This is a genomic window from Rhizobium sp. BK196 (assembly GCF_014193255.1).
Classification (GTDB): domain Bacteria; phylum Pseudomonadota; class Alphaproteobacteria; order Rhizobiales; family Rhizobiaceae; genus Rhizobium.
In genome coordinates this window covers 120847-141926 of record NZ_JACHZB010000005.1, presented here as the reverse complement: position 1 = coordinate 141926, position 21080 = coordinate 120847, and the positions used below count along the sequence as shown (strand labels likewise).

The window sequence follows — 21080 nt, the reverse complement described above, 5'->3', positions numbered from 1 at the left end:
CTATTCCTGATTTACGGGCGCAATAGCTTTGCCGGCCGCAAACGGCAAGTCCTGCGTCTCTGTCGGATAGAGCCGTTCGATGGTCGAGCCGATCATTTCGACGGCGAGCCGCGCCCCTTCCTGCCACAGTGGCAGGTGACGGCTGACGTGCCGCATCTGCTTGCGGGTGACGAGGAAACACTCCGAGCCGCGCGGCGTAAATCTGTCCAGAAGGCCAATATCTGCGGTGATCCGTCCCTTGAGATCCTCGTCGACGGCATCGGCCGTATTGTTGCGGGCCAGAATGCGCGACCAATAGGTAACCGAGAGGAAAATCGCCAGCGTCTGGCGAATTTGTCCCGGCCTGGTGACAATGGACCAGGTCGAGCCGAGCGGGCGCGCTGAGAGCGTGATGTCGCGATAGCAGGCATCGACCTTCTGCGAGATGACGATGAGTTCCGGCTGGCTCTTCTTGTCCGACACGGCCGACAGGAGCTCCTTCAGAGCGTCGAACCACTTGGCGACTGCCGTATCGAGCGCACCGCGCGTGCGTGTCGGCAGGACGAGGAAGGCCACTAGCATTCCCGCGACCGCACCGATGACGGTTTCCTCAAGTCGCAGCTTGAGGAGATCGAAGGTCAGGACACCCATCACGCCATAAACCAGGCAGAGCACGATCGAGATAAAGAAGGTCATCGTCGCATAGGAAATCTGCAGGAAATAGAAAGCAAGGAAGACGCAGGCGATTGAAACCGCGATGGCGGCAGCCAGGTGGTGCGTCAGCAATGTCGCCAGCACCAGGCCGAAGGCGATGCCGAACAGCGTACCGATCGAACGCTGCAGCGCCTTGATGGCAGTATCGCCGCGCGAATTGGTGTTGGTGAAGACGAGGAAGGAGGCAAGCACCGCCCAGAACCAGCGCTCGCGCGACAAGGCGAGCCCGAGCGTCATGGCAATTGCCGCTGCCAGCGTGATCTGCAAGGCCGAGCGCATCAGCGGGTTTCTGAACGAAAAATCGATGTTGGCAGGTGCGCTGGACTCTTCCACCGAAGCGATCTCGGCGAAATCCGACCTGCGTCCGGCATCGATCGTTTCCACGAGCTGCCTGCGCGCGGCGGCGAGCCAGAGGAGCGCACGCACCGTCTCTCCCTGCGGCCGGCCCTCCATGTCGGCGACGGCCTTTTCCTCAGCCGAAAGTACTGCCTTGTCGTCCTCGATCACGGCATGGACCAGAGCAAAAGCCGGCGCACTTTGATAGCTCAGCACGATGGCGCTTTCCGTCGCCAGGTGCGCGTCGAACAGCCGGATCGCCAGTTCCGCGGCCGGCGGTGAAGCACCATCGAAGACGCCGCCCGGCGGGCGCGGAATGAAGCTTTCGGCCATCAGCACCACTTCCTTCAGCCGGTCTTCCAGCTGGCGCAGTTCCTGCCGGTCGGCCTCATCGACCTTTCCATCCGTTGCAAGTGCCGCGAGCTTGAAGAGGATCTGGTTTATGCGGCCTCGCACGCTCTCCAGTGAGCGCAGGAGGTCGCGCCGCCAATTGTCTGGCAAAAGCACCGCCCTCACCCAATGGCTGACGAGCGCAGAGACAACTGGGCCGATCACGACCACAGGCAATTCCCCGATCGTCGGGTGGAAGTAGGCGCCCATAAAATAGGAGGTGAAGGCGAACATGCCGATGGCAAATCCACGCGGCCCATAAACACGCGCAGAGGAGGCGAGGAAGATCACCACGAGGAAGATGAAATCCGAAAGGTAGCGTTGCGATTCAAGCGCGGCGGCGATGCCGACGACGACGAGGCTTGCAAGACAGCCGAGCAGCCTGGTGATGAGCTGGCGGGTCGAGCCCTTGTCGCGCACGGCAACCCCGCCTTCGATCGACAGCACGATGCCGAGACCATAGGAGGCGGTCGGCAGCGGCACGATGAGCATATGGATAACGAGCAGCACCGTGAAGGATAGCATGATCGACAGAGTGACCCGGCAGCCCATGCGCAGGCGCGAAAGCGCCGGGTCATTGGCAAGCAGCCAGTCTCGGAACTCAAAGCCGGAAATCACCCTTGCCAGTCCTCATGCGCCGGATGTGGCGAACCCGAAATCGAGATACCGCCGCCTCAGCAAAAATCAAATCACACCTTGGCTTGGTTTGCTGCGAACAGCCGGCGTATCATTCGCCGTTGGCGATTTGCACCATGGTTTCCTTGAGCGAGATCGGCCCGTTCCCCTCTTCTCCCTGGATCATGATATCGTCGATGACGGGTTTGCCCGCTTCCTCGATCACCTCGAAACGCACAGTGGTAAAGGCATCTCTGTTGGGTGTGCCTTCCAGGCAGGTCGCCGCCTTGAACTTCACCGTCACCTCGGTCGTGCCGTTTGCCGGTTGGCCGTTTTCGATGGAGAGATCCTGCAGCGGGCAGGCATCCTGGCCATTGACGATCACGTCATAGTCGAAGGGCGAAATGCCATCCTCGTCGGCTGCCGGGTTCTTGGCGGCCGCCTTGTATTTGTCGCCGAAATCCTTGCTGTAGAGCCGATCGAGCATGCTTTCCTGGAAAATATCGATCCAGTCGCTGACGTCGCTCGCCCAGTTCTTCTTCGTATCATCAATGATTTCCTTGACCGGCGCGGTGGCATCGGACGCAAGCGAAAGGCCTGGTGCGACGGACAGGGCGGCGACGAGGCCAGCGAACAGAACGGCGATCTTTTTCATGGCAAAATGTCCGGGACTCGGGAGCTTATGCGGGCGAGACTAGCCATTTTCCGGCACATGGCAATGGCGGCAAAAACGTCACGGTTCCGCCCGTTCGGCTTTGCGTTCCCGGCTCACAATGCTATAGCGCTCCGGACCACATCACTCACCCGGGACAGCTGTCCCTTTCTTAAGCTTACGAGGCAGATACATGAAGAAGATCAAGGTCGCCAATCCTGTCGCCGATCTCGACGGCGATGAAATGACTCGCATCATTTGGCAGCTCATCAAGGACAAGCTGATCCATCCGTATCTCGACCTCGACATCGATTATTACGACCTCTCGGTCGAAAACCGCGACGCCACAAACGACCAGGTGACCGTCGATGCCGCCAACGCCATCAAGAAGTACGGCGTCGGCATCAAGTGCGCGACCATCACTCCGGACGAAGCCCGCGTGAAGGAATTCAACCTCAAGGAAATGTGGAAGAGCCCGAACGGCACGATCCGCAACATCCTCGGCGGCGTCATCTTCCGTGAGCCGATCATCTGCCGCAACGTTCCCCGACTCGTTCCGGGCTGGACGCAGCCGATCGTTGTCGGCCGTCACGCTTTCGGCGACCAGTACCGCGCAACCGACTTCAAGTTCCCCGGCAAGGGCAAGCTGACGATCAAGTTCGTCGGCGAAGACGGCACGGTTATCGAGAAGGAAGTCTTCAACGCACCGGGCGCCGGCGTCGCCATGGCCATGTACAATCTCGACGAGTCGATCCGCGAGTTCGCGCGCGCCTCGATGATGTACGGCCTGATGCGCAAGTGGCCGGTCTACCTGTCGACCAAGAACACCATCCTCAAGGCCTATGACGGCCGCTTCAAGGACATCTTCGAAGAAGTCTACGAGACCGAATTCAAGGATCAGTTCAAGGAAGCCGGCATCACCTATGAACACCGCCTGATCGACGACATGGTCGCTTCCGCTCTCAAGTGGTCCGGCGGCTACGTCTGGGCCTGCAAGAACTACGATGGCGACGTTCAGTCCGACACGGTCGCCCAGGGCTTCGGCTCGCTCGGCCTGATGACCTCGGTTCTCCTGACGCCGGATGGCAAGACGGTTGAAGCCGAAGCCGCTCACGGCACGGTCACCCGCCACTACCGCCAGCACCAGAAGGGCCAGGAAACCTCGACGAACTCGATCGCTTCGATCTTCGCCTGGACGCGTGGCCTGGCGCACCGCGCCAAGCTCGACGACAATGCCGAACTCGCCAAGTTCGCCTCCACGCTGGAAAAAGTCTGCGTCGACACCGTCGAAGCCGGCTTCATGACCAAGGACTTGGCGCTGCTCATCGGCCCCGATCAGCCGTGGCTCTCGACCACTGCCTTCCTCGACAAGATCGACCAGAACCTGCAGGCTGCCATGGCCTGAGCTCTGCTCGGATGAAGCATCGGAAAACCCGGCCTTTGTGCCGGGTTTTTTTCGTCGTGGCCGATAATCAGTAATCACCAATAAAATGCAAGTTTCGCGTAAGTTGCAAAGCCTATCAATCTACTCGCCTGGGCGTGGAGGTTCTGATGGCCAAGAAGAGTTTCGTTCCCGAGTTTCTGCAACTTGCGAGGCTGATGGCGCGCCGCGAAGGCCAGGATATGATCGTCTTCTACCTTGATCTTGCGCAGATCGAGACGCAGACCCAGCATTACCGTCAGCGCTGGCGATCCGCTTCCGCCGAAACCCCTGGAGCTGATGTACTGCCGGCGACAGAGGTCATTCCTCGATCCGCCGCGAAGAGCTCGCCTGCGCCAAAGGTTGAAATCTCTCGCACCAATGCTACGAAGAAAGCATGGGAGAGAGGAGAGCAGGATGACCGAGAAAATCACCTTCTACACGAACCCGATGTCGCGCGGCCGGATAGCACGGTGGATGCTGGAAGAAACCGGCGTACCATATCATACTGAAATGCTGACATTCGGTGGGACGATAAAGGAGCCGGCCTATATGTCCATCAACCCGATGGGCAAGGTGCCGGCGGTCCGACATGGCGAGACGGTCGTGACGGAATGCGCCGCGATCTGTGCGTATCTTGCAGAAGCATTTCCGCAAGCAGGCCTCGCCCCCCAGCCCGATGAGCGTGCCGATTATTACCGCTGGATGTTTTTCGCCGCCGGGCCGCTGGAAACCTCCGTCATGCTGAAGGCGCTTGGCTTCGAAATCCCGCAGGAGCGGTTGCGTATGGCCGGCTGCGGCTCCTTCGGCGATGTCATGGGAACGCTGGAAAAGGCGGTTTCGGCCGCCTCTCCTTATATCACCGGCAACCGGTTCACGGCAGCTGACGTCTATGTCGGCTCGCATATCGGCTGGGGCCTTGCCTTCGGCGGCATCGAAAAGCGCCAGGCGTTCGTCGATTATTTCGGCCGCCTTGCCGAACGTGATGCCTATAAGCGGGCAACCGCGCTCGATGAAGAGGCAGCGAAAGCGATGCAGGCTGCCTAGCCTCCCCGGCTAGGCAAGCGGCATGTAGATATCCGTTCGCAATTCGGTCGGCGCGACTTCGCGCGGATTGTTGAGATATTCCTCGAACATGACGCAGTCCCGGATCTGCCGGCCGGATCCCGGCAGACACTGGGCGTAGAGCCACTGATAGGCCTTGTACATATCGGCGTAAGGCCCCTTGTGGTGCAGTACGGCATAATCGCCGCCTTCCACCACACGTCGCTCCAGCGGTGCGTTGGCAGCCGTCTCCTCACCTGCCGCGACACAGGCGACGGAGCGCAGGTTCTCGGGTTGCACGAGATCGGGGTCGTCAAGATAGACGCCGATCATGCGCATCTCCGGCTTTGCGAGCCCGCGGGCATAGAGCGTGCCGAACAGCGTCTCGAAAGCCTTGCCGATCTCCATATAGGAGCCGGTGTGTGGAACGCCGACGAGTCCGAGCGGCGGGATGGTTTTCAGGGTGACATCAAACATGGCTGGTGCCTTTCCGGTGTGTGAGGGTTCGAAGACTGTGTGGCTTCCCTCTTTCCGGTAGCGTGCCGGCGGCATTCCGTAGACCGATTTGAAGATGCGGTTGAAGGACTGGAGATTGGGATAGCCTGATCGCTTCGCAATCTCGCTGACATCGAGATCCGTGCGGACGATGTCGCCCGCCGCGCGATGCAGTCGCAGTCGCTTGACAGTCGCCGCCAGCGTCTCACCGTAAATCGCCCTGTAGATCCGATGCCAGTGATAGCTCGACAGGCAGGCGATTTCGGCCAGCCGCTCCATGTCCAGATCCTCGTCCAGATGATCGTGGATATAGGCCGAGACCCGTCTCAGACGGTCTTCGTAGAGCGCCCATGCCGTTTCACCCACCATGTCAAACCTCATGCAAATCGATCGGCTGCAGCAAAGCATAGTCCGGTTTGACAAATCCTGCGGACTTTCCATGAAATGCAAGAGCGTGCGCTTTCATCCTCTTCGGGAAAAGCCCACGCAGAATGGAAGGGGCGTTCGCTTAAACGAAAGGCGGGAACATGTCCCGCCTTTGCAATCGATCCGTATCAGAAGCTCAGCCTGCAAGTGCCGCTGCAACTGCCTCGAGCGCCTCGTCGGCCCTGGATCCATCAGGGCCGCCGGCCTGCGCCATGTCGGGACGGCCGCCGCCGCCCTTGCCGCCGAGCGCTGCGGAGGCGACGCGCACCAGATCGACAGCGCTGAAGCGGCTGATGAGATCGGGCGTAACGGCCACGACAGCACTTGCCTTGCCATCATCGGATACGCCGATCAGCGTCACGACGCCGGAGCCGATGCTGGCCTTGCCGTCATCGGCAAGCCCCTTGAGGTCCTTCGGGTCGACGCCGGCCACGGCTTTGCCGAGGAACTTGACGCCGGCGACGTCGCGCACGGCATCGGCAGAACCGCCCTGCCCGCCGCCCATGGCGAGCTTGCGCTTGGCGTCCGCCAGTTCCTTTTCGAGCTTGCGGCGCTCGTCCATCAGCGCCTCGACGCGCGAGAGCACTTCCGACGGCTGAACCTTCAGCGAGGCAGCGAGTGTCTTCACGCGATCGTCCTGTTCGGCGAGATATTCGCGCGCAGATTCACCGGTGACGGCTTCGAGACGGCGAACGCCGGCACCGACGGCGCTCTCGCCGAGGATGCGAATGAGGCCGATCTGGCCGGTCGCCGATACATGGGTGCCGCCACAGAGCTCGACCGAATATGGCTTGTTGCTCTTCGCACCATGCAGGCCCGTACCCATCGAGACGACACGCACTTCATCGCCGTACTTCTCGCCGAAGAGCGCCATGGCGCCTTCCGCGATGGCGTCGTCGACGCTCATTAGGCGGGTCGTGACAGGCGCGTTCTGCAGCACGATCTCGTTGGCCATCTCCTCGACGACCTTGAGCTCGTCAGCCGTCATCGGCTTCGGATGCGAAACGTCGAAGCGCAGGCGCTCGGGTGCGACCAGCGAGCCCTTCTGGGCCACATGGGTGCCGAGTACTTCGCGCAGCGCCTCATGCAGCAGGTGGGTGGCCGAGTGGTTGGCGCGCAGGCGCGAGCGGCGCGCATGATCGACCGTCAGCACGACCGCATCACCGGCCTTGATCACACCTTCAACGACCGTACCCAGATGCACGAACAGGCCCTCGCCCCTCTTCTGAGTATCTGAAATCTCGATCTTGCCGTGGTCGGACGAGATCACGCCGGTATCGCCCATCTGACCGCCGGATTCACCGTAGAATGGTGTCTGGTTGACGACGATCTGCACCTTGTCGCCGGCCTTGGCTTGGTCGACAACGGCGTTGTCCTTGACAACAGCCTGGACGACGCCTTCAGCCGTTTCGGTGTCGTAGCCCAGAAATTCGGTCGCGCCGTGCTTCTCCTTGAGCTCGAACCAGACGGTTTCCGTCGCTTTCTCGCCGGAGCCGGCCCAGTGCGAACGTGCTTCGGCCTTCTGGCGCTCCATCGCATCGGTGAAACCCGAAATATCGACACCGATTTCGCGGGCGCGCAGCGCATCCTGAGTAAGGTCGAGCGGGAAGCCGTAGGTGTCGTAGAGCTTGAAGGCGGTCTCTCCATCCAGCATGTCGCCCTTGGAAAGGTCGGTGGTCGCGTCTGACAAAAGCGACAGGCCGCGCTCCAGCGTCTTGCGGAAGCGGTTTTCCTCGAGTTTCAGCGTCTCGGAGATCAGCGCCTCGGCGCGCACCAGTTCCGGATAGGCGCGGCCCATCTCCTGCACCAGCGTCGGCAGCAGCTTGTACATCAGCGGTTCCCTGGCGCCGAGCAACTGGGCGTGGCGCATGGCGCGGCGCATGATACGGCGCAGCACGTAGCCGCGACCTTCATTCGACGGCAGCACGCCGTCGGCGATCAGGAAGGCCGAGGAGCGCAGATGGTCGGCGATGACGCGGTGGCTGGCACTGCCCTCCGCCTTGACGCCCATTGTGTCCTCGATGGCCCCGATCAACGTGCGGAAGAGATCGGTGTCGAAGACGCTCTGGACGCCCTGCAGGATGCAGGCCATGCGTTCCAGGCCCATGCCGGTATCGATCGACGGGCGCGGCAGCGGGTTTCGCACGCCTGGCTCGGTCTGTTCGAACTGCATGAAGACGAGGTTCCAAAATTCGAGGAACCGGTCGCCATCCTCTTCCGGCGAGCCGGGAGGGCCGCCCCAGACATTCTCGCCCTGATCGATGAAAATTTCCGAACACGGACCGCAGGGGCCGGTATCGCCCATCTGCCAGAAATTGTCAGAGGTTGGGATGCGGATGATCTTGTCGTCGGAAAAGCCGGCAATCTTCTTCCAGAGAGTCGCGGCCTCCTCGTCCTCGGAATAGACGGTTACCAGCAGCCGGCTCTTCGGCAGGTCGAAACCTTCGGTGACGAGCTTCCAGGCAAGCTCGATCGCATTCTCCTTGAAATAATCGCCGAAGGAGAAGTTGCCGAGCATTTCGAAGAAGGTCAGGTGGCGTGCAGTATAGCCGACATTGTCGAGGTCGTTGTGCTTGCCGCCTGCGCGTACGCATTTCTGCGAGGTGGTCGCCGTCGAATAGGGACGCTTTTCGAGACCGGTGAAGACATTCTTGAACTGCACCATGCCGGCATTGGTGAACATCAGCGTCGGGTCATTGCGCGGCACGAGCGGGCTCGATGGAACGATCTCGTGGCCGTTCTTCTTGAAGTAGTCGAGGAAGGTCGACCGGATATCGTTTACACCGCTCATTTCATGCCCTTCGATGCTGCCTGCAGGCAGGTAAAATTAAATCCATCGGCTTTTATCGTTCGACCTAGCCACTGTCCAGCGAACAAACAAAACCGGCCGCATTCTCGTGAGGGAATGCGGCCGGCAGGAAATCTGCTTCAACGGTAGAGGCGAAAATTACATATCGCCATCACCCGCGTCATCACCGGCATCAGGGCCGCCATTCTGCAGGAAGCGGTCGGCGATGAGGCCGGCGTTCTGGCGTAGACCCGTCTCGATCTCGCGGGCGAGATCCGGATTGTCGCGCAGGAATATCTTGGCATTCTCGCGGCCCTGGCCGAGGCGCTGGCTGTTATAGGAGAACCAGGCACCAGACTTTTCGACGATGCCGGCCTTGACGCCGAGGTCGATGAGTTCACCGGTCTTGGAAACACCTTCGCCATACATGATGTCGAATTCGACCTGCTTGAAGGGAGGCGCCATCTTGTTCTTGACGACCTTGACGCGCGTCTGGTTGCCGATCACCTCTTCGCGCTCCTTGACCTGGCCGATGCGGCGGATGTCGAGGCGGACGGAGGCGTAGAACTTCAGAGCATTACCGCCCGTTGTCGTTTCCGGCGAGCCGAACATGACGCCGATCTTCATGCGGATCTGGTTGATGAAGATCACCATGCAGTTCGACTTGGAGATCGAAGCCGTCAGCTTGCGCAGCGCCTGGCTCATCAGACGGGCCTGCAGGCCTGGCAGGCTGTCGCCCATTTCGCCCTCGATTTCGGCGCGCGGCGTCAGCGCGGCGACCGAGTCGACGACGAGGACGTCGATGGCGCCGGAGCGCACCAGTGTATCGGTAATTTCGAGCGCCTGCTCGCCGGTGTCCGGCTGGGAGATCAGGAGGTTCTGCAGGTCGACGCCGAGCTTGCGGGCATAGACGGGGTCGAGTGCATGTTCGGCATCGACGAAGGCGCAAATGCCGCCCTTCTTCTGTGCTTCGGCAATGGTCTGCAGAGCGAGCGTCGTCTTACCGGAGCTTTCCGGACCATAGATTTCGATGATACGGCCCTTCGGCAGACCGCCGATGCCGAGCGCGATGTCGAGGCTGAGCGACCCTGTGGAAACCGTTTCGATCTCGACGATGCCCTCGTTCGAGCCGAGTTTCATGATCGAGCCCTTGCCGAACGACCGCTCGATCTGTGAGAGTGCCGCTTCGAGCGCCTTGCTTTTGTCCACCGATTTGTCCTCTACGAGCCGCAATGAATTCTGAGACATTCGATCCACCTTTAGGTTATTGACGCTGCTCTAGCAATGTCGCCGCTGATGCGAAGTTTGTACCCCATTTGTTCTTATTTCGCAATGGGGTTGCAAATAATTGAAAGAAAAAGGTAAAACGGCCCGTGTTCTATTTTTGTCTTATCGATGTAAAGCAACGGCTTAGTCTGCTCTGCGCGATTAACGAGGCCGCTTTGGCCTCCATTCGATTCGCTTCGGGGGTGCAGAAATGAGCGGCAAGATTCTTGTTCTCGGCGGTGCCCATATCGATCGCCGCGGCCGCATTGCCGGCGAGACGGCGCCGGGCGCCAGCAACCCCGGAACCTGGTTCGAAGAACCGGGCGGCGGCGGCTTTAATGCGGCGCGCAATCTCGCCCGGCTCGGCTTCGAGGTGACGATGATTTCGCCGCGTGGCGGCGATCCGATCGGCGAGATGGTGAGCGAGGCGGCCGATATTGCCGGAATTAACGACCGCCCCTTCGTCTTCCTCGACCGCAAGACGCCGAGCTATACGGCGATCATTGAGAAGGACGGCAATCTCGTCATCGCGTTGGCGGATATGGAGCTTTACCGCTTCTTCGTGCCGCGGCGGCTGTCGATCCGCTGGGTGCGCGATGCCTTCGCTGCCACCGATTTCATCCTCTTCGACGCCAACCTGCCCGAGGACACGGCAGCTGCGATCGTCGCAAGGGCCAAGGCGCTCGGCAAGCCGGTGGCGGCAATCGCCATTTCACCGGCCAAGGTGGTGCGCCTCCTGCCCTGCCTGGAAGGTATCGACTATCTCTTCATGAATGAGGCCGAGGCTGCAGCCCTCACTGGCAAGCGGCCGGACAATGCTGCCGGGTGGCCGTCGCTGCTCGGTGACATCGGCGTTAGCGGCGCGGTCGTCACCCGCGGCCAGCGCGAGCTTGTCGCCTTCAAGAACGGTCGCGCACTTCTCCTGCAGCCGCCGATCTCTGATGAGGTGGCCGATGTCACCGGTGCGGGAGATTCGCTTGCGGCGGGCACACTGTCTGCTTTGATGCACGGCCATCCGCTCGAAGAAGCGGTCCGCCATGGCGCGGCGGCAGCAGCCCTCACCGTCCAGTCGCGGCATGCGGTGAACGAAAATCTCGCGTCGGACCTTCTTCGCGACATGCTTTCGCTTGTCCCGGCGGCGAGAATTCTGCAATGAAGCGGCAACATCGATAAACGGATACGGACCATGACCAAACCTATCTCGCCCCTCCTGCCGATCTCCTATTCCAAGGAAGTGGCCGCCGCCAAGCAGCGCGGCGCCCCGATCGTGGCGCTCGAATCGACCATCATCACCCACGGCATGCCCTATCCCGGTAATATCGAGATGGCGCGCAGCGTCGAATCGATCATTCGCGATCAGGGGGCGGTTCCCGCCACCATCGCCGTCATCCACGGCACTCTGCATGTCGGCCTCGAAGCCGCTGAGCTTGAGCAGCTCGCCCGGGCGACGGATGTCTTGAAGGTGTCGCGCGCCGATCTCGCCTTCGCGATCGCCGAGCGTCGCACCGGCGCGACGACCGTTGCCGCCACGATGATCGCGGCAGCTCGCGCCGGCATCAAGGTCTTCGCGACCGGCGGCATCGGCGGCGTGCATCGCGGCGCCGAAGAAACTTTCGATATCTCCGCCGATCTGGAAGAACTGGCCCGCACCGGCGTCATCGTGGTCTGCGCCGGCGCCAAGGCGATCCTCGATATTCCGAAAACGCTGGAAGTGCTGGAAACCCGCGGTGTGCCCGTCGTCACCTATGAAAGCGATGAATTCCCGGCGTTCTGGTCGCGCTCCTCGGGTATCCGCAGCCCGCTGACGCTGAACAGCCCAGCCGCGATCGCCAACTTCCAGACGACGCGCGAACAGCTCGGCATCGATGGCGGCATGCTGATTGCCAACCCGGTGCCGGAAGCCGACGAGATCGCTCGCGAGGAAATGGAAATCTATATCGAACGCGCCCTCGACAGCGCCGAGCGCGATGAAGTTACCGGCAAGGCGGTAACACCTTACCTGCTGAGCACGATCTTCGATCTTACGGATGGCCAAAGCCTGAAGACGAATATTGCGCTTGTGGAGAACAACGCGCGGCTTGCAGCGGAGATTGCCGTGGCGCTTGGCGAGTAAGCCAACATCTGGCGCCGGCACCGCCAACGAGATCCATCGCGGAATGGCTTAAGGGGCGCACAGCGCCCATTAATCATATCAACTATCCAGCGTCTCTTTCACCACCACAGCCAGCTGCTTCAGCGAGAACGGCTTCGGCAGGAAGCCGAACTTCGCTTCCGGCGGCAGGTTGCGGGCGAATGCGTCCTCGGCATAGCCTGACACGAAAATGAACTTCAGGTCCGGATAGTTCTTGCGCAACTCGCGCAGCAAAGACGGCCCGTCCATTTCAGGCATCACCACGTCGGAGACGACGATGTCCACCTTGCCTTCCAGCTCTTCCATGATCTCGAGGGCCTCGACGCCAGAGCCCGCCTCATGGACCGTATAGCCGCGCGTCTCCAGCATGCGCTTGCCGCCTCGCCGCACCGCTTCTTCGTCCTCGACGAGCAGGATGACGGCTGAGCCTGTCAGGTCTTCCGGCTGCTTCGGCTGGACGAGTTCCACAATCTGCGCACCGCCGGCCGCAACGGCCTGATCGGCGGCTTCCGCTTCGGCAGCCACCGCCGGTTCGACGATATGGCGCGGCAGGAAGATGCGGAAGGTCGTGCCCTTGCCGACTTCCGATTCCGGCTGGATATAACCACCGGATTGCTTGACGATGCCGTAGACCATGGCGAGGCCGAGACCGGTACCCTTGCCCACTTCTTTCGTCGTGAAGAAAGGCTCGAAGATCTTGTCCATGATCTCGGGCGCAATACCGGTGCCGGTATCGGTCACTTCCACCAGCACCATGTCCTCATGCGGCATGTAGGAGTAGTTGAAGGCGGCGACTTCGGCGGCCGGCAAGTTACGCGTTCGCAGCGTCAGCGTGCCGCCCTGGGGCATGGCGTCGCGCGCATTGACGCAGAGATTGATCAGCACCTGCTCGAATTGCGAAAGATCGGTTTTAACAGGCCAGAGATCGCGACCGTATTCGACGTCGAGTTTGACGTTGGTACCCGAAATCAGCCGGTCGACGAGCATGCGCAGATCGCCGACGACATCGGTCAGGTTCATCACCGTCGGCCTCATCGTCTGCTTGCGCGAGAAGGCGAGAAGCTGGCGCACAAGCACTGCCGCGCGATTGGCGTTGCGCTTGATCTCTATCAGATCGGCGAAGCTTGCATCGGCAGGTCGCGCCTGCAGGAGCAGATGGTCGGAAGAGAGCAGGATCGCCGTCAGCACATTGTTGAAATCATGAGCGATGCCCCCGGCAAGCGTGCCGACCGCATTCATCTTCTGTGTCTGCGCCATCTGCGCTTCGAGCGCCTTCTGCTCGGTCACTTCGACCGCATAGACGATGGCAGCCTCTTCCGGCGCCTCGTCGGACTGATCGATGACGGCATTCACATAGAAGCGGAAGAACCGCGCCTCGTCGGTCGGCGTGCGGGAATCGATCGGCGCGATATCGCCTTGTCGGTCCTTTGCGGCGGCCAGCGCTGCGGCAATCTGTGGCCGGTCGCTCTCCTGCACGATCGTTTCCAGAAGCGCGCCGCGCTCCAGATCGTCACGCGAGACGATATTGGAAAAGAGTTTCAGGAACGGTGCATTGGTGCGCAGGATCTTGCCATTGCCGTCGACGGAGGCAATCGCCATCGGCGTATTATTGAAGAAGCGGGTAAAGCGCATGGCGGCCGCCGAAGCCGACTGGCCGTTCTCGCCGTCCTTGTCGCGCGTCAGCACGATCGTCCGGCTCTCGCCCGGCGCCCCGTCACGCATGGAGGTGACGCGGTGGATGATCTGGACCGGCAGGCTCTGGCCGTTTGATTTGCGCAGGTCAAGCTCGAGTGTGACGGTCTTCTTCAGACCCGGCTCGGCCTGTACCGACTGGATCAGCGCCAACCCCTCGCCCGCGACGAGATCTCCGATAGTCATCGAGCCCGGCATGAATTTGGTGAGGTCGAGACCCAGCCATTCTGCTAGCGTTGCGTTCAGGTAGAAAATCTCACCCTTGCGTCCGGCTGAGAAGAAACCGGCCGGAGCATGGTCAAGATAATCGATGGCGTTCTGCAGCTCTTTGAAGAAGCGTTCCTGGTCCTCGCGCTCGGCGGTGATGTCGGTGATCTGCCAGATCTGCAGCGGCTTGTTGCCGCCTTCTTCGGGTGTCAGCTGCCGCGCCTTCAGGCGATACCAGTGGGCGCCGGCGCTGCTTCCAGGCCCGACGGCACGTAGGAGGCGGAATTCCTCGCGGCCTTCCCGGCCCTCGCGCAGGCCGTTCACCAGCCGATAGAGCGCCTCGTTCGATTCCCGGTGGCGCGACAGCAGCGTCTCGAGTGTCTGCACTTCAGTTGCCTTGCGTGCGCCGGTCAATGCGCCATAGGCGGCATTGGCATAAACGATGCGGCCCTTCTCGTCTGTTATCAGCGTTCCGTCGGGATGGCTGTTGAGAAAAGCACGCGCCAGACTGTCTGACTGGCGCTGCGGCATGACCTCGATGAAACCGATGACCGAGGAGACGAGGAAGAAGATGCCGACCATGGCGAGAACGCCGAGACAGCCGAGGACCAGCTCGTTGCCGAGGGAATCCTTGAAGAAGACGAAGCCTGCCGCCGCCGCGATCAGAACGATCGCCAGCAGAATGATGCGTATCGCCGTGCCGGAACGCCCCCCATGATCCACGAGCGGTGCGTTATAGTCGTCGACCTGACGCGATTTCGTCATCTATTCCTCGCATAAGCCCTTCCTGCCGCGCTCGCAATGCCGCTACGAAACAGGAATCAGGCAGTCTTTCCTTCTTATCAACTTGCTGCGCCCGCAAAAACACCAGCTTTCGTCAGACTGCTTGAATTCACAGGCAAACGCGCCAGTTTGCCTCTAAGCTCGCCCGGCCAAATAAGTTGCATGACACGAAAAGGCCTTCGTTGGTGCCTGGACAGAGCCGGCGGCTCTTGCCTAAGAAACGGAAAAGTCGTCTCTTGTGCCATAATGCGAAATGGAGTGCGTGCCTATGTTCGATGATGTTGTAGGAGCTTACGGTAGCCGCTTCCTGCTTGCCGCCGGCGGCGTTGGTATTGCGCTCATCCTGCTCATCGCCATTCTCTGGTTCCTGCGCAACCGTGCGCCCTCGCCCTTCGTTCGCGGCGGGCGCAACCGCCAGCCGCGCCTTCAGGTGCTCGATGCAGCAGCCGTCGATGCCCGTCGCCGTCTCGTGCTCGTGCGCCGCGACAATGTCGAACACCTCGTCATGATCGGCGGTCCGACCGACATCGTCATCGAAAGCCGCATTCTGCCGGAGCAGGAGACGGAAATGGCAGGCGAGTTCCGTCCGCTGCAGGCCGAAGAACGCGCGCTCATCCAGCCGCCGCCTGCCCCGCAACCACGGCCAAAACCGGTCGCACCGCCTGTGGCCAGAACCGGTGAATCCGATTTCGAAACCCACAGGCCGGAGCCCGCTCCGGTCATCGCGCCACCGGCCGAGCCCGTCCGTCATCGGACCGAAGTGCCGGTCACTCCGGCCGTCGCCCCGCCGATGGCCAGCCAGCAGCAGACGTTCGCTCAGCAGGCACCCGTCCAGCCGAACCCGATTCCGACGCTCACGGCCGAACGTGGCGATCCACAGCGCCCGGTGCCGATTCAGCCGTGGCAGCCCGAACGCCCCGCCCCCGTGCAGGACGCGGCCAACGCCGCCGATATTCTCGATGCAGCCCGTCAGCGCGTGCTGCCGCAGCAGCGCATCGAACCGCAGGTATCCGCACCGGCCCAGAGCGTTTCCGCCGTTTCGCACGTCCCCCGTGTCGCAACGGAAGACGGCGGTTTGCAGTCAGCCGACATTCGCCGCGATTTCCAGCGCATCCTCGATGAAGAAATTTCAGCCAATCCTGCCGCCGAGCGCGTGGTTCCCTCACCCAATACCCAGCAGGCTCGCCCTGCCTCGCAGCCCGGTTCTTCGCAGTCCGGCTCCCCTCAGTCCGGCTCCCATCAGTCTGGCTCAATGCCGCGCCGTGATCCCGAAATGGCGCCGATCACAGGTGCGGATGCCGCCCTTCAGAAGGAAGTTGCCCGCATCTTCGGCGAAATGAGCGTCAATCGTGACAAGTGAGCGGGCGGGACAAGTAAAAGCTGGGGTCGTATGATCCGGAGCAAGAACCGCCAAAACAAAAAGGCACCGCGATCGTCTCGGGGTGCCTTTTCATTTCCATCTGGGAAGTGATTATTCCGGGAGCGATTATTCGTCCCGGTAAACCTTTTCGCGGCGCTCGTGGCGTTCCTGCGCTTCGATCGACAGCGTGGCGATCGGGCGGGCGTCGAGGCGTTTCAGGCCGATTGGTTCGCCGGTTTCCTCGCAGTAGCCGTAAGTGCCATCTTCAATACGCTGCAGGGCTGCGTCGATCTTGGAGATCAGCTTTCTCTGTCGGTCGCGGGCGCGAAGTTCGATCGCCCGGTCGGTTTCAGAGGATGCACGGTCTGCGAGATCGGGGTGGTTTGCGCTTTCCTCAGCCAGATGGTCGAGTGTTTCGCGCGCTTCTCTAAGGATATCGTTTTTCCAGGCAACCAGCTTGGCTCTGAAGTAAGCGCGCTGGTTCGTATTCATGAACTCCTCGTCTTCCGAGGGTACATAATTGCTAAGATCGATCTTCTCACTCAACGCGATTCTCCTGAAGAACATCTCATCTGGCCGGGTGTATATCCCAAGGGCTATCCGCGATTCAAGCCAAATAAGACAGGCAAACAGATTTTTAAATCTGTCATAAATTTAAGCTAACAGACTATTTTCGCATCGTTATTCCGAATAGCGATTTTTGCTTCGCTTTCAAAACGCGGTGTTTGAGCTTCGCTTTTGCGACCTTGGAAGCCTGTGGGCGGTTGACGTTGCCGGACTGCAACCGCTACTGAAAAGGCTCCGTTCGAAGCTGGATTTGCCCATGGCCGCCCTCCTGCCTCCACCCCACCGGATCTACCTGCTGCGTCATGCCGAAGCCGCCTGGGCCGAGCCGGGACAGCGCGATTTCGACCGCCCACTGAACCAGAAGGGTTACGGCGATGCCGAGATCGTCGCCGACCGCGCCGCCGACAAGGGTTACCGTCCTGATGTCCTGATCAGTTCCACCGCGATTCGCTGCCGTGACACCGCCGAAGCCATGCATCGGGCCATGGGCGAAACGCTCGACATGCGCTTCGTCGACACGCTCTACAACGCCTCGGTCGATACTTATCTCGAAATCATCGACGCGCAGGACGTTGGCACCGTCATGCTCGTCGGCCATAATCCGACTATGGAACAGGCCCTGCAGGCACTGATCGGCCATGAAGCAATGGCCTACTCTCTGCCGTCAGGTTTCCCGACATCGGGTCTTGCGGTCATCGATTATGATGCTTCCGCTTTAACTTGGCGTCTCATCGATTTCGTCATCGATTAGAGCTTTTCCGCCGCTTCTTTTTCAGGCAACGGCGGTTTCCTATATGTTGGGCCTATATTGCGGACAGTGCCATCAGGGATTCCGATTTGCCGCCACGCCTGACATCCTTTGCTGACGATGCGCTGATCGCGCTGGACAATCTTGCAGACCGCGCCAGCGGTCTCGTCAATCCGACGATCCGGCTCGGCGTCACCGGCCTTTCCCGCTCCGGCAAGACGGTCTTCATTTCTTCTCTGGTCCACAATCTTCTGCATGGGGGCCGCCTGCCGCTCTTCGAGGCCGTGCGGTCCGGCCGCGTTTCGGCTGTGCGCCTGGAGCCGCAGCCTGATGACGCCGTGCCGCGCTTCCAGTATGAAGATCATATCCGAGCGCTGGTGAAGGAGCGGATCTGGCCGGATTCCACCCGGGCGATCTCCGAGCTGCGCATCACGCTCGACTATCAGAGCGCCAGCTCCTGGACGCGCATGTTCTCACCCGGCCGCCTGTCGATTGATATCGTCGATTATCCCGGCGAATGGCTGCTCGACCTGCCGCTGCTCGGCAAAGATTTCCGAACCTTCAGCGAGGAAACCATTGCTCTTGCCGCAACCGGCATCCGCTCCGAGCTGTCGGGCGCCTGGCTTGCGATGACGAAAGCGACAGATATCACCGCTTCCGCCGACGAAATGGTCGCCCGCGATCTCTCTACCAGCTTTGCCGACTATCTGAAGGCCTGCAAAGCCGACGAACGCTCGCTTTCCACGCTTCCGCCCGGCCGCTTCCTGCTGCCCGGCGATCTCGAAGGGTCGCCCGCGCTGACTTTCGCGCCGCTTGCCCTACCCCCGGATGGAAGGCCCGAGCGCGGCTCGCTTTGGGCGATGATGGATCGCCGCTACGAGGCCTATAAGTCCGTCGTCGTCAAACCCTTCTTCCGGGAGCATTTCGCGAGGCTTGACCGGCAGATCGTGCTGGTTGATGCATTACAGGCCATGAACCGCGGTCCCGAAGCCGTGCAGGATCTGGAGCGAGCGCTGACGGATGTGCTCGCCTGCTTCCGCCCCGGCAGCAATTCCATCCTCTCCTCGCTGCTCGGCCGGCGCATCGACCGCGTGCTGGTGGCCGCCACCAAGGCGGACCATTTGCACCACGAAAGCCACGACAGGCTGGATCGCCTGACGCGCCGCCTCGTCGATCGCGCCATCGAGCGCATCGGCATGGCCGGCGCCGGCATCGATGTCATGGCGCTCGCCTCCGTACGCGCCACGCGGGAAGCCACGGTGCGCCGCGACGGCCACGACCTGCCCGTCATCGTCGGAACGCCCATGGCCGGTGAAAAAATCGCCGGCGAAATCTTCGACGGGGAGCGCAAGACGGCAATCTTCCCCGGCGATCTGCCGGAAAATCCCAAATCCCTGTTCGAGCTCATCGAAGCAGGCGACGCCTCGGTCGAGTTGCCCGATGTCAATGTCGTGCGCTTCCGCCCGCCGCAGCTCGAGGAAACCGGCGGCGGCATCAAACTCTCCGTGCCGCATATCCGCCTCGACCGTGCCATGCAGTTCCTGTTCGGAGACCGACTCGCATGAGCAAGCCGCCAATCGATGAACCCAATCAGCCGCGCCGCGCACCTGCCGCCTTCACCTATGTGGAAGAGAATTCGGCGCCCGAAGCCCCGCGCACAGAACGTCGCAAGCCCGCAAGCTTTTCCGGTGAGGTGGTGCTGACGCCGGATGACGAAGATCCGTTCCTTAATCCGGAACAGGATCTGAGCCCGGTACCTGTCGCCACTCCGCACAAGCGCCGTACCTCCTTTGCCAGCATCGCCGCCGGCGCTTTCGGTATTCTCCTCTCGCTCGCTTTCGGCCTCTGGACCGACCGGCTGATCCGCGATCTGTTCAGCCGCGCCGACTGGCTGGGTTATGCCGCGCTTGCCGTTCTCGCGATCGGCATCCTCGCCGTCATTGCCATCGTCATCAGGGAGACGGCAGGCATGATGCGGCTTGCCGCGGTGCAGACAATCAAGGCTGAGGCCGATGCCGCGGTCCTGGAAACCCGCCCCGCCAAGGCTCGCGCAGTCGTCGCTCGCCTGACAGGTCTGCTCGGAAACAAGCCGGAGACCGCCAAGGGCCGCGCCACGTTGAAGGAAACCGAAGGCGAGATCATCGACGCTCAGCATCTGATTGCGCTTGCTGAGCGCGAATTGCTGGCACCGCTGGATCGTCGGGCACGCGCGCTGATCGTCAATTCGTCCAAGCGTGTCTCGATCGTCACGGCCGTCAGCCCGCGCGCCATCGTCGACCTGCTCTATGTCCTCTATGAGGCTGCCCGCCTGATCCGCGCCATGGCCGAACTGTATGGCGGCCGTCCCGGCACGCTCGGCATGCTGAGATTGATGCGTGACGTGCTCGCCCACCTTGCGGTGACCGGCTCGATTGCCATCGGTGACAGCCTCGTGCAGCAGGTGCTCGGCCATGGGCTCGCTTCCAAGCTTTCGGCTCGATTCGGCGAAGGCGTCATCAACGGACTGATGACGGCGCGGATCGGCATTGCCGCCATGGATCTCTGCCGTCCGCTGACCTTCCGGGCGCTGAAACGGCCGGGAATCGGCGATTTCATCGGTGACCTGACGCCGTCGATGACTGCGCGCAATGGCAATCCTTAATAAATCGCCGGATTTAGACACATGCATGCCTTCTTATTCAAGCTGCGGAAAATCCGAGCGAATTCAATGTGCTACATCCACCTCTTCAAAAGTCTTGCCTTGCGGAAGCCCTGCATTTCCGCGCATTTCGGCGTCTCGGAAAGAAAGGGTTAACCATTCTCCGGCAAAACTGCCTGCCAGTTCCAGAGTGGTGTTTGCCAAGGAAAATCCATGTATTCGCGCAAGTTTCTGTTTGTATGCGGCCTGGCCGCCGCGGCATTGTCTCCGGTCGCAGACGTCGCTCCTCAAGCTACTGCTGCAACCCGCGACAAGGCCTTCTTCGAATCCGTCGCCGGCACCTGGAAGGGGCCTGGCGAAATCGTCGCCGGCAAGTACAAGGGCACCAAATTCACCTGTAATCTCGTCGGCTCGCCGGCCGATGATTCCGCCGCCGGCATCAAGCTCGACGGCACCTGCCGCGTCGGCGTCTTCAAGCAGCCGATGAGCGCCGTCATCTCGCAGTCCGGCTCCACCTACAAGGGCAAGTTCCTCGACGGCGCCGAAGGTAAAGGCCTCGATGTCGTTTCTGGCGCCGTTACCAACGATACCGTCGTGGTCGGCATCAACCGCGCCAAGCTGAACGGCGCGATGATTGCCCGCGTGCGCGACGACAAGACCATGAATGTTACGGTCTCCGTCAAGGTCGAAAGCCAGATGATCCCGGTGATCGGCCTGACGCTGACTCGACAGGTCGATGAAATAGCCGTCGGTTCGATCGAGTAAAGTCATTATCGCAGACCGGGTTTTCCTGAAGCGGCGGTTTTCCGCCGCTTTTGCTTTTTGGCAT

At 61.1% G+C, this 21080-nt stretch carries 18 protein-coding genes; 10 read left to right on the top strand and 8 right to left on the bottom strand.

The annotated features are described in order from the left end of the window. Entirely contained in the window at window positions 1–2037 is a 2037-nt protein-coding gene (locus FHT78_RS18070; protein WP_183746841.1) for an FUSC family protein, read from the bottom strand. A 109-nt stretch (window positions 2038–2146) separates the two neighbouring features. Then, window positions 2147–2689, bottom strand: coding sequence for a hypothetical protein (locus FHT78_RS18065; RefSeq protein ID WP_183746839.1), 543 nt, complete (start codon window positions 2687–2689; stop codon window positions 2147–2149). A 190-nt stretch (window positions 2690–2879) separates the two neighbouring features. Here FHT78_RS18065 and FHT78_RS18060 point away from each other — a divergent pair, with 190 nt between their 5' ends. The 3 genes from FHT78_RS18060 (at window position 2880) to FHT78_RS18050 (ending at window position 5153) form a co-directional block, all read left to right on the top strand. Beyond that, complete coding sequence (locus FHT78_RS18060; protein ID WP_183746838.1) at window positions 2880–4091, top strand: NADP-dependent isocitrate dehydrogenase; 1212 nt, start codon at window positions 2880–2882, stop codon at window positions 4089–4091. Window positions 4092–4237: 146 nt separating this feature from the next. Beyond that, window positions 4238–4618, top strand: a complete 381-nt coding sequence (locus FHT78_RS18055; RefSeq protein WP_183746836.1) for a hypothetical protein — start codon at window positions 4238–4240, stop codon at window positions 4616–4618. After that, entirely contained in the window at window positions 4524–5153 is a 630-nt protein-coding gene (locus FHT78_RS18050) for a glutathione S-transferase family protein (RefSeq protein WP_183746834.1), read from the top strand. The genes FHT78_RS18055 and FHT78_RS18050 overlap by 95 nt, the downstream gene beginning before the upstream one ends. 9 nt (window positions 5154–5162) lie before the next feature. On the opposite strand, the gene FHT78_RS18045 is transcribed toward FHT78_RS18050, so the two are convergent. The 3 genes from FHT78_RS18045 to recA form a co-directional block, all read right to left on the bottom strand. Continuing rightward, the gene (locus FHT78_RS18045; protein WP_183746832.1) at window positions 5163–6014 is read right to left on the bottom strand and encodes an AraC family transcriptional regulator; all 852 of its coding nucleotides are present in this window, start codon (window positions 6012–6014) and stop codon (window positions 5163–5165) included. A gap of 193 nt (window positions 6015–6207) precedes the next feature. After that, window positions 6208–8862, bottom strand: coding sequence for an alanine--tRNA ligase (gene alaS, locus FHT78_RS18040; RefSeq protein ID WP_183746829.1), 2655 nt, complete (start codon window positions 8860–8862; stop codon window positions 6208–6210). A gap of 156 nt (window positions 8863–9018) precedes the next feature. Then, window positions 9019–10107 (bottom strand): recombinase RecA, encoded by a 1089-nt coding sequence (recA, locus tag FHT78_RS18035; RefSeq protein ID WP_183746827.1) that lies wholly within the window; start codon window positions 10105–10107, stop codon window positions 9019–9021. Between the two features lie 229 nt (window positions 10108–10336). On the opposite strand from recA, the gene FHT78_RS18030 reads away from it, so the two are divergent. After that, window positions 10337–11281, top strand: a complete 945-nt coding sequence (locus tag FHT78_RS18030) for a carbohydrate kinase family protein (RefSeq protein ID WP_183746824.1) — start codon at window positions 10337–10339, stop codon at window positions 11279–11281. Window positions 11282–11311: 30 nt separating this feature from the next. Beyond that, window positions 11312–12238, top strand: coding sequence for a pseudouridine-5'-phosphate glycosidase (locus FHT78_RS18025; RefSeq protein WP_183746821.1), 927 nt, complete (start codon window positions 11312–11314; stop codon window positions 12236–12238). Between the two features lie 78 nt (window positions 12239–12316). Here the strand turns inward: FHT78_RS18025 and FHT78_RS18020 are convergent, their stop codons facing one another. Further along, complete coding sequence (locus FHT78_RS18020) at window positions 12317–14920, bottom strand: PAS domain-containing sensor histidine kinase (RefSeq protein ID WP_183746818.1); 2604 nt, start codon at window positions 14918–14920, stop codon at window positions 12317–12319. A gap of 286 nt (window positions 14921–15206) precedes the next feature. On the opposite strand from FHT78_RS18020, the gene FHT78_RS18015 reads away from it, so the two are divergent. Then, entirely contained in the window at window positions 15207–16298 is a 1092-nt protein-coding gene (locus tag FHT78_RS18015) for a flagellar biosynthetic protein FliO (protein ID WP_183746815.1), read from the top strand. Window positions 16299–16424: 126 nt separating this feature from the next. Here the strand turns inward: FHT78_RS18015 and dksA are convergent, their stop codons facing one another. Next, window positions 16425–16844: an RNA polymerase-binding protein DksA gene (gene dksA, locus FHT78_RS18010; RefSeq protein WP_007826301.1), complete on the bottom strand. Its 420-nt coding sequence runs from the start codon at window positions 16842–16844 to the stop codon at window positions 16425–16427. Window positions 16845–17121: 277 nt separating this feature from the next. Here dksA and FHT78_RS18005 point away from each other — a divergent pair, with 277 nt between their 5' ends. The 3 genes from FHT78_RS18005 (at window position 17122) to FHT78_RS17995 (ending at window position 20254) form a co-directional block, all read left to right on the top strand. Further along, window positions 17122–17616, top strand: a complete 495-nt coding sequence (locus FHT78_RS18005) for a histidine phosphatase family protein (protein WP_183746812.1) — start codon at window positions 17122–17124, stop codon at window positions 17614–17616. An 86-nt stretch (window positions 17617–17702) separates the two neighbouring features. Then, window positions 17703–19178, top strand: a complete 1476-nt coding sequence (locus FHT78_RS18000; RefSeq protein WP_183746809.1) for a YcjX family protein — start codon at window positions 17703–17705, stop codon at window positions 19176–19178. After that, window positions 19175–20254: a TIGR01620 family protein gene (locus FHT78_RS17995; RefSeq protein ID WP_183746806.1), complete on the top strand. Its 1080-nt coding sequence runs from the start codon at window positions 19175–19177 to the stop codon at window positions 20252–20254. Before FHT78_RS18000 ends, FHT78_RS17995 begins: the two co-directional genes overlap by 4 nt. 63 nt (window positions 20255–20317) lie before the next feature. On the opposite strand, the gene FHT78_RS17990 is transcribed toward FHT78_RS17995, so the two are convergent. Next, entirely contained in the window at window positions 20318–20455 is a 138-nt protein-coding gene (locus tag FHT78_RS17990) for a hypothetical protein (protein WP_183746804.1), read from the bottom strand. 9 nt (window positions 20456–20464) lie between these two features. Between FHT78_RS17990 and FHT78_RS17985 the strand changes: the two genes are divergently transcribed. After that, complete coding sequence (locus FHT78_RS17985; RefSeq protein ID WP_183746801.1) at window positions 20465–21016, top strand: hypothetical protein; 552 nt, start codon at window positions 20465–20467, stop codon at window positions 21014–21016. The last annotated feature ends 64 nt before the right edge of the window (window positions 21017–21080 follow it).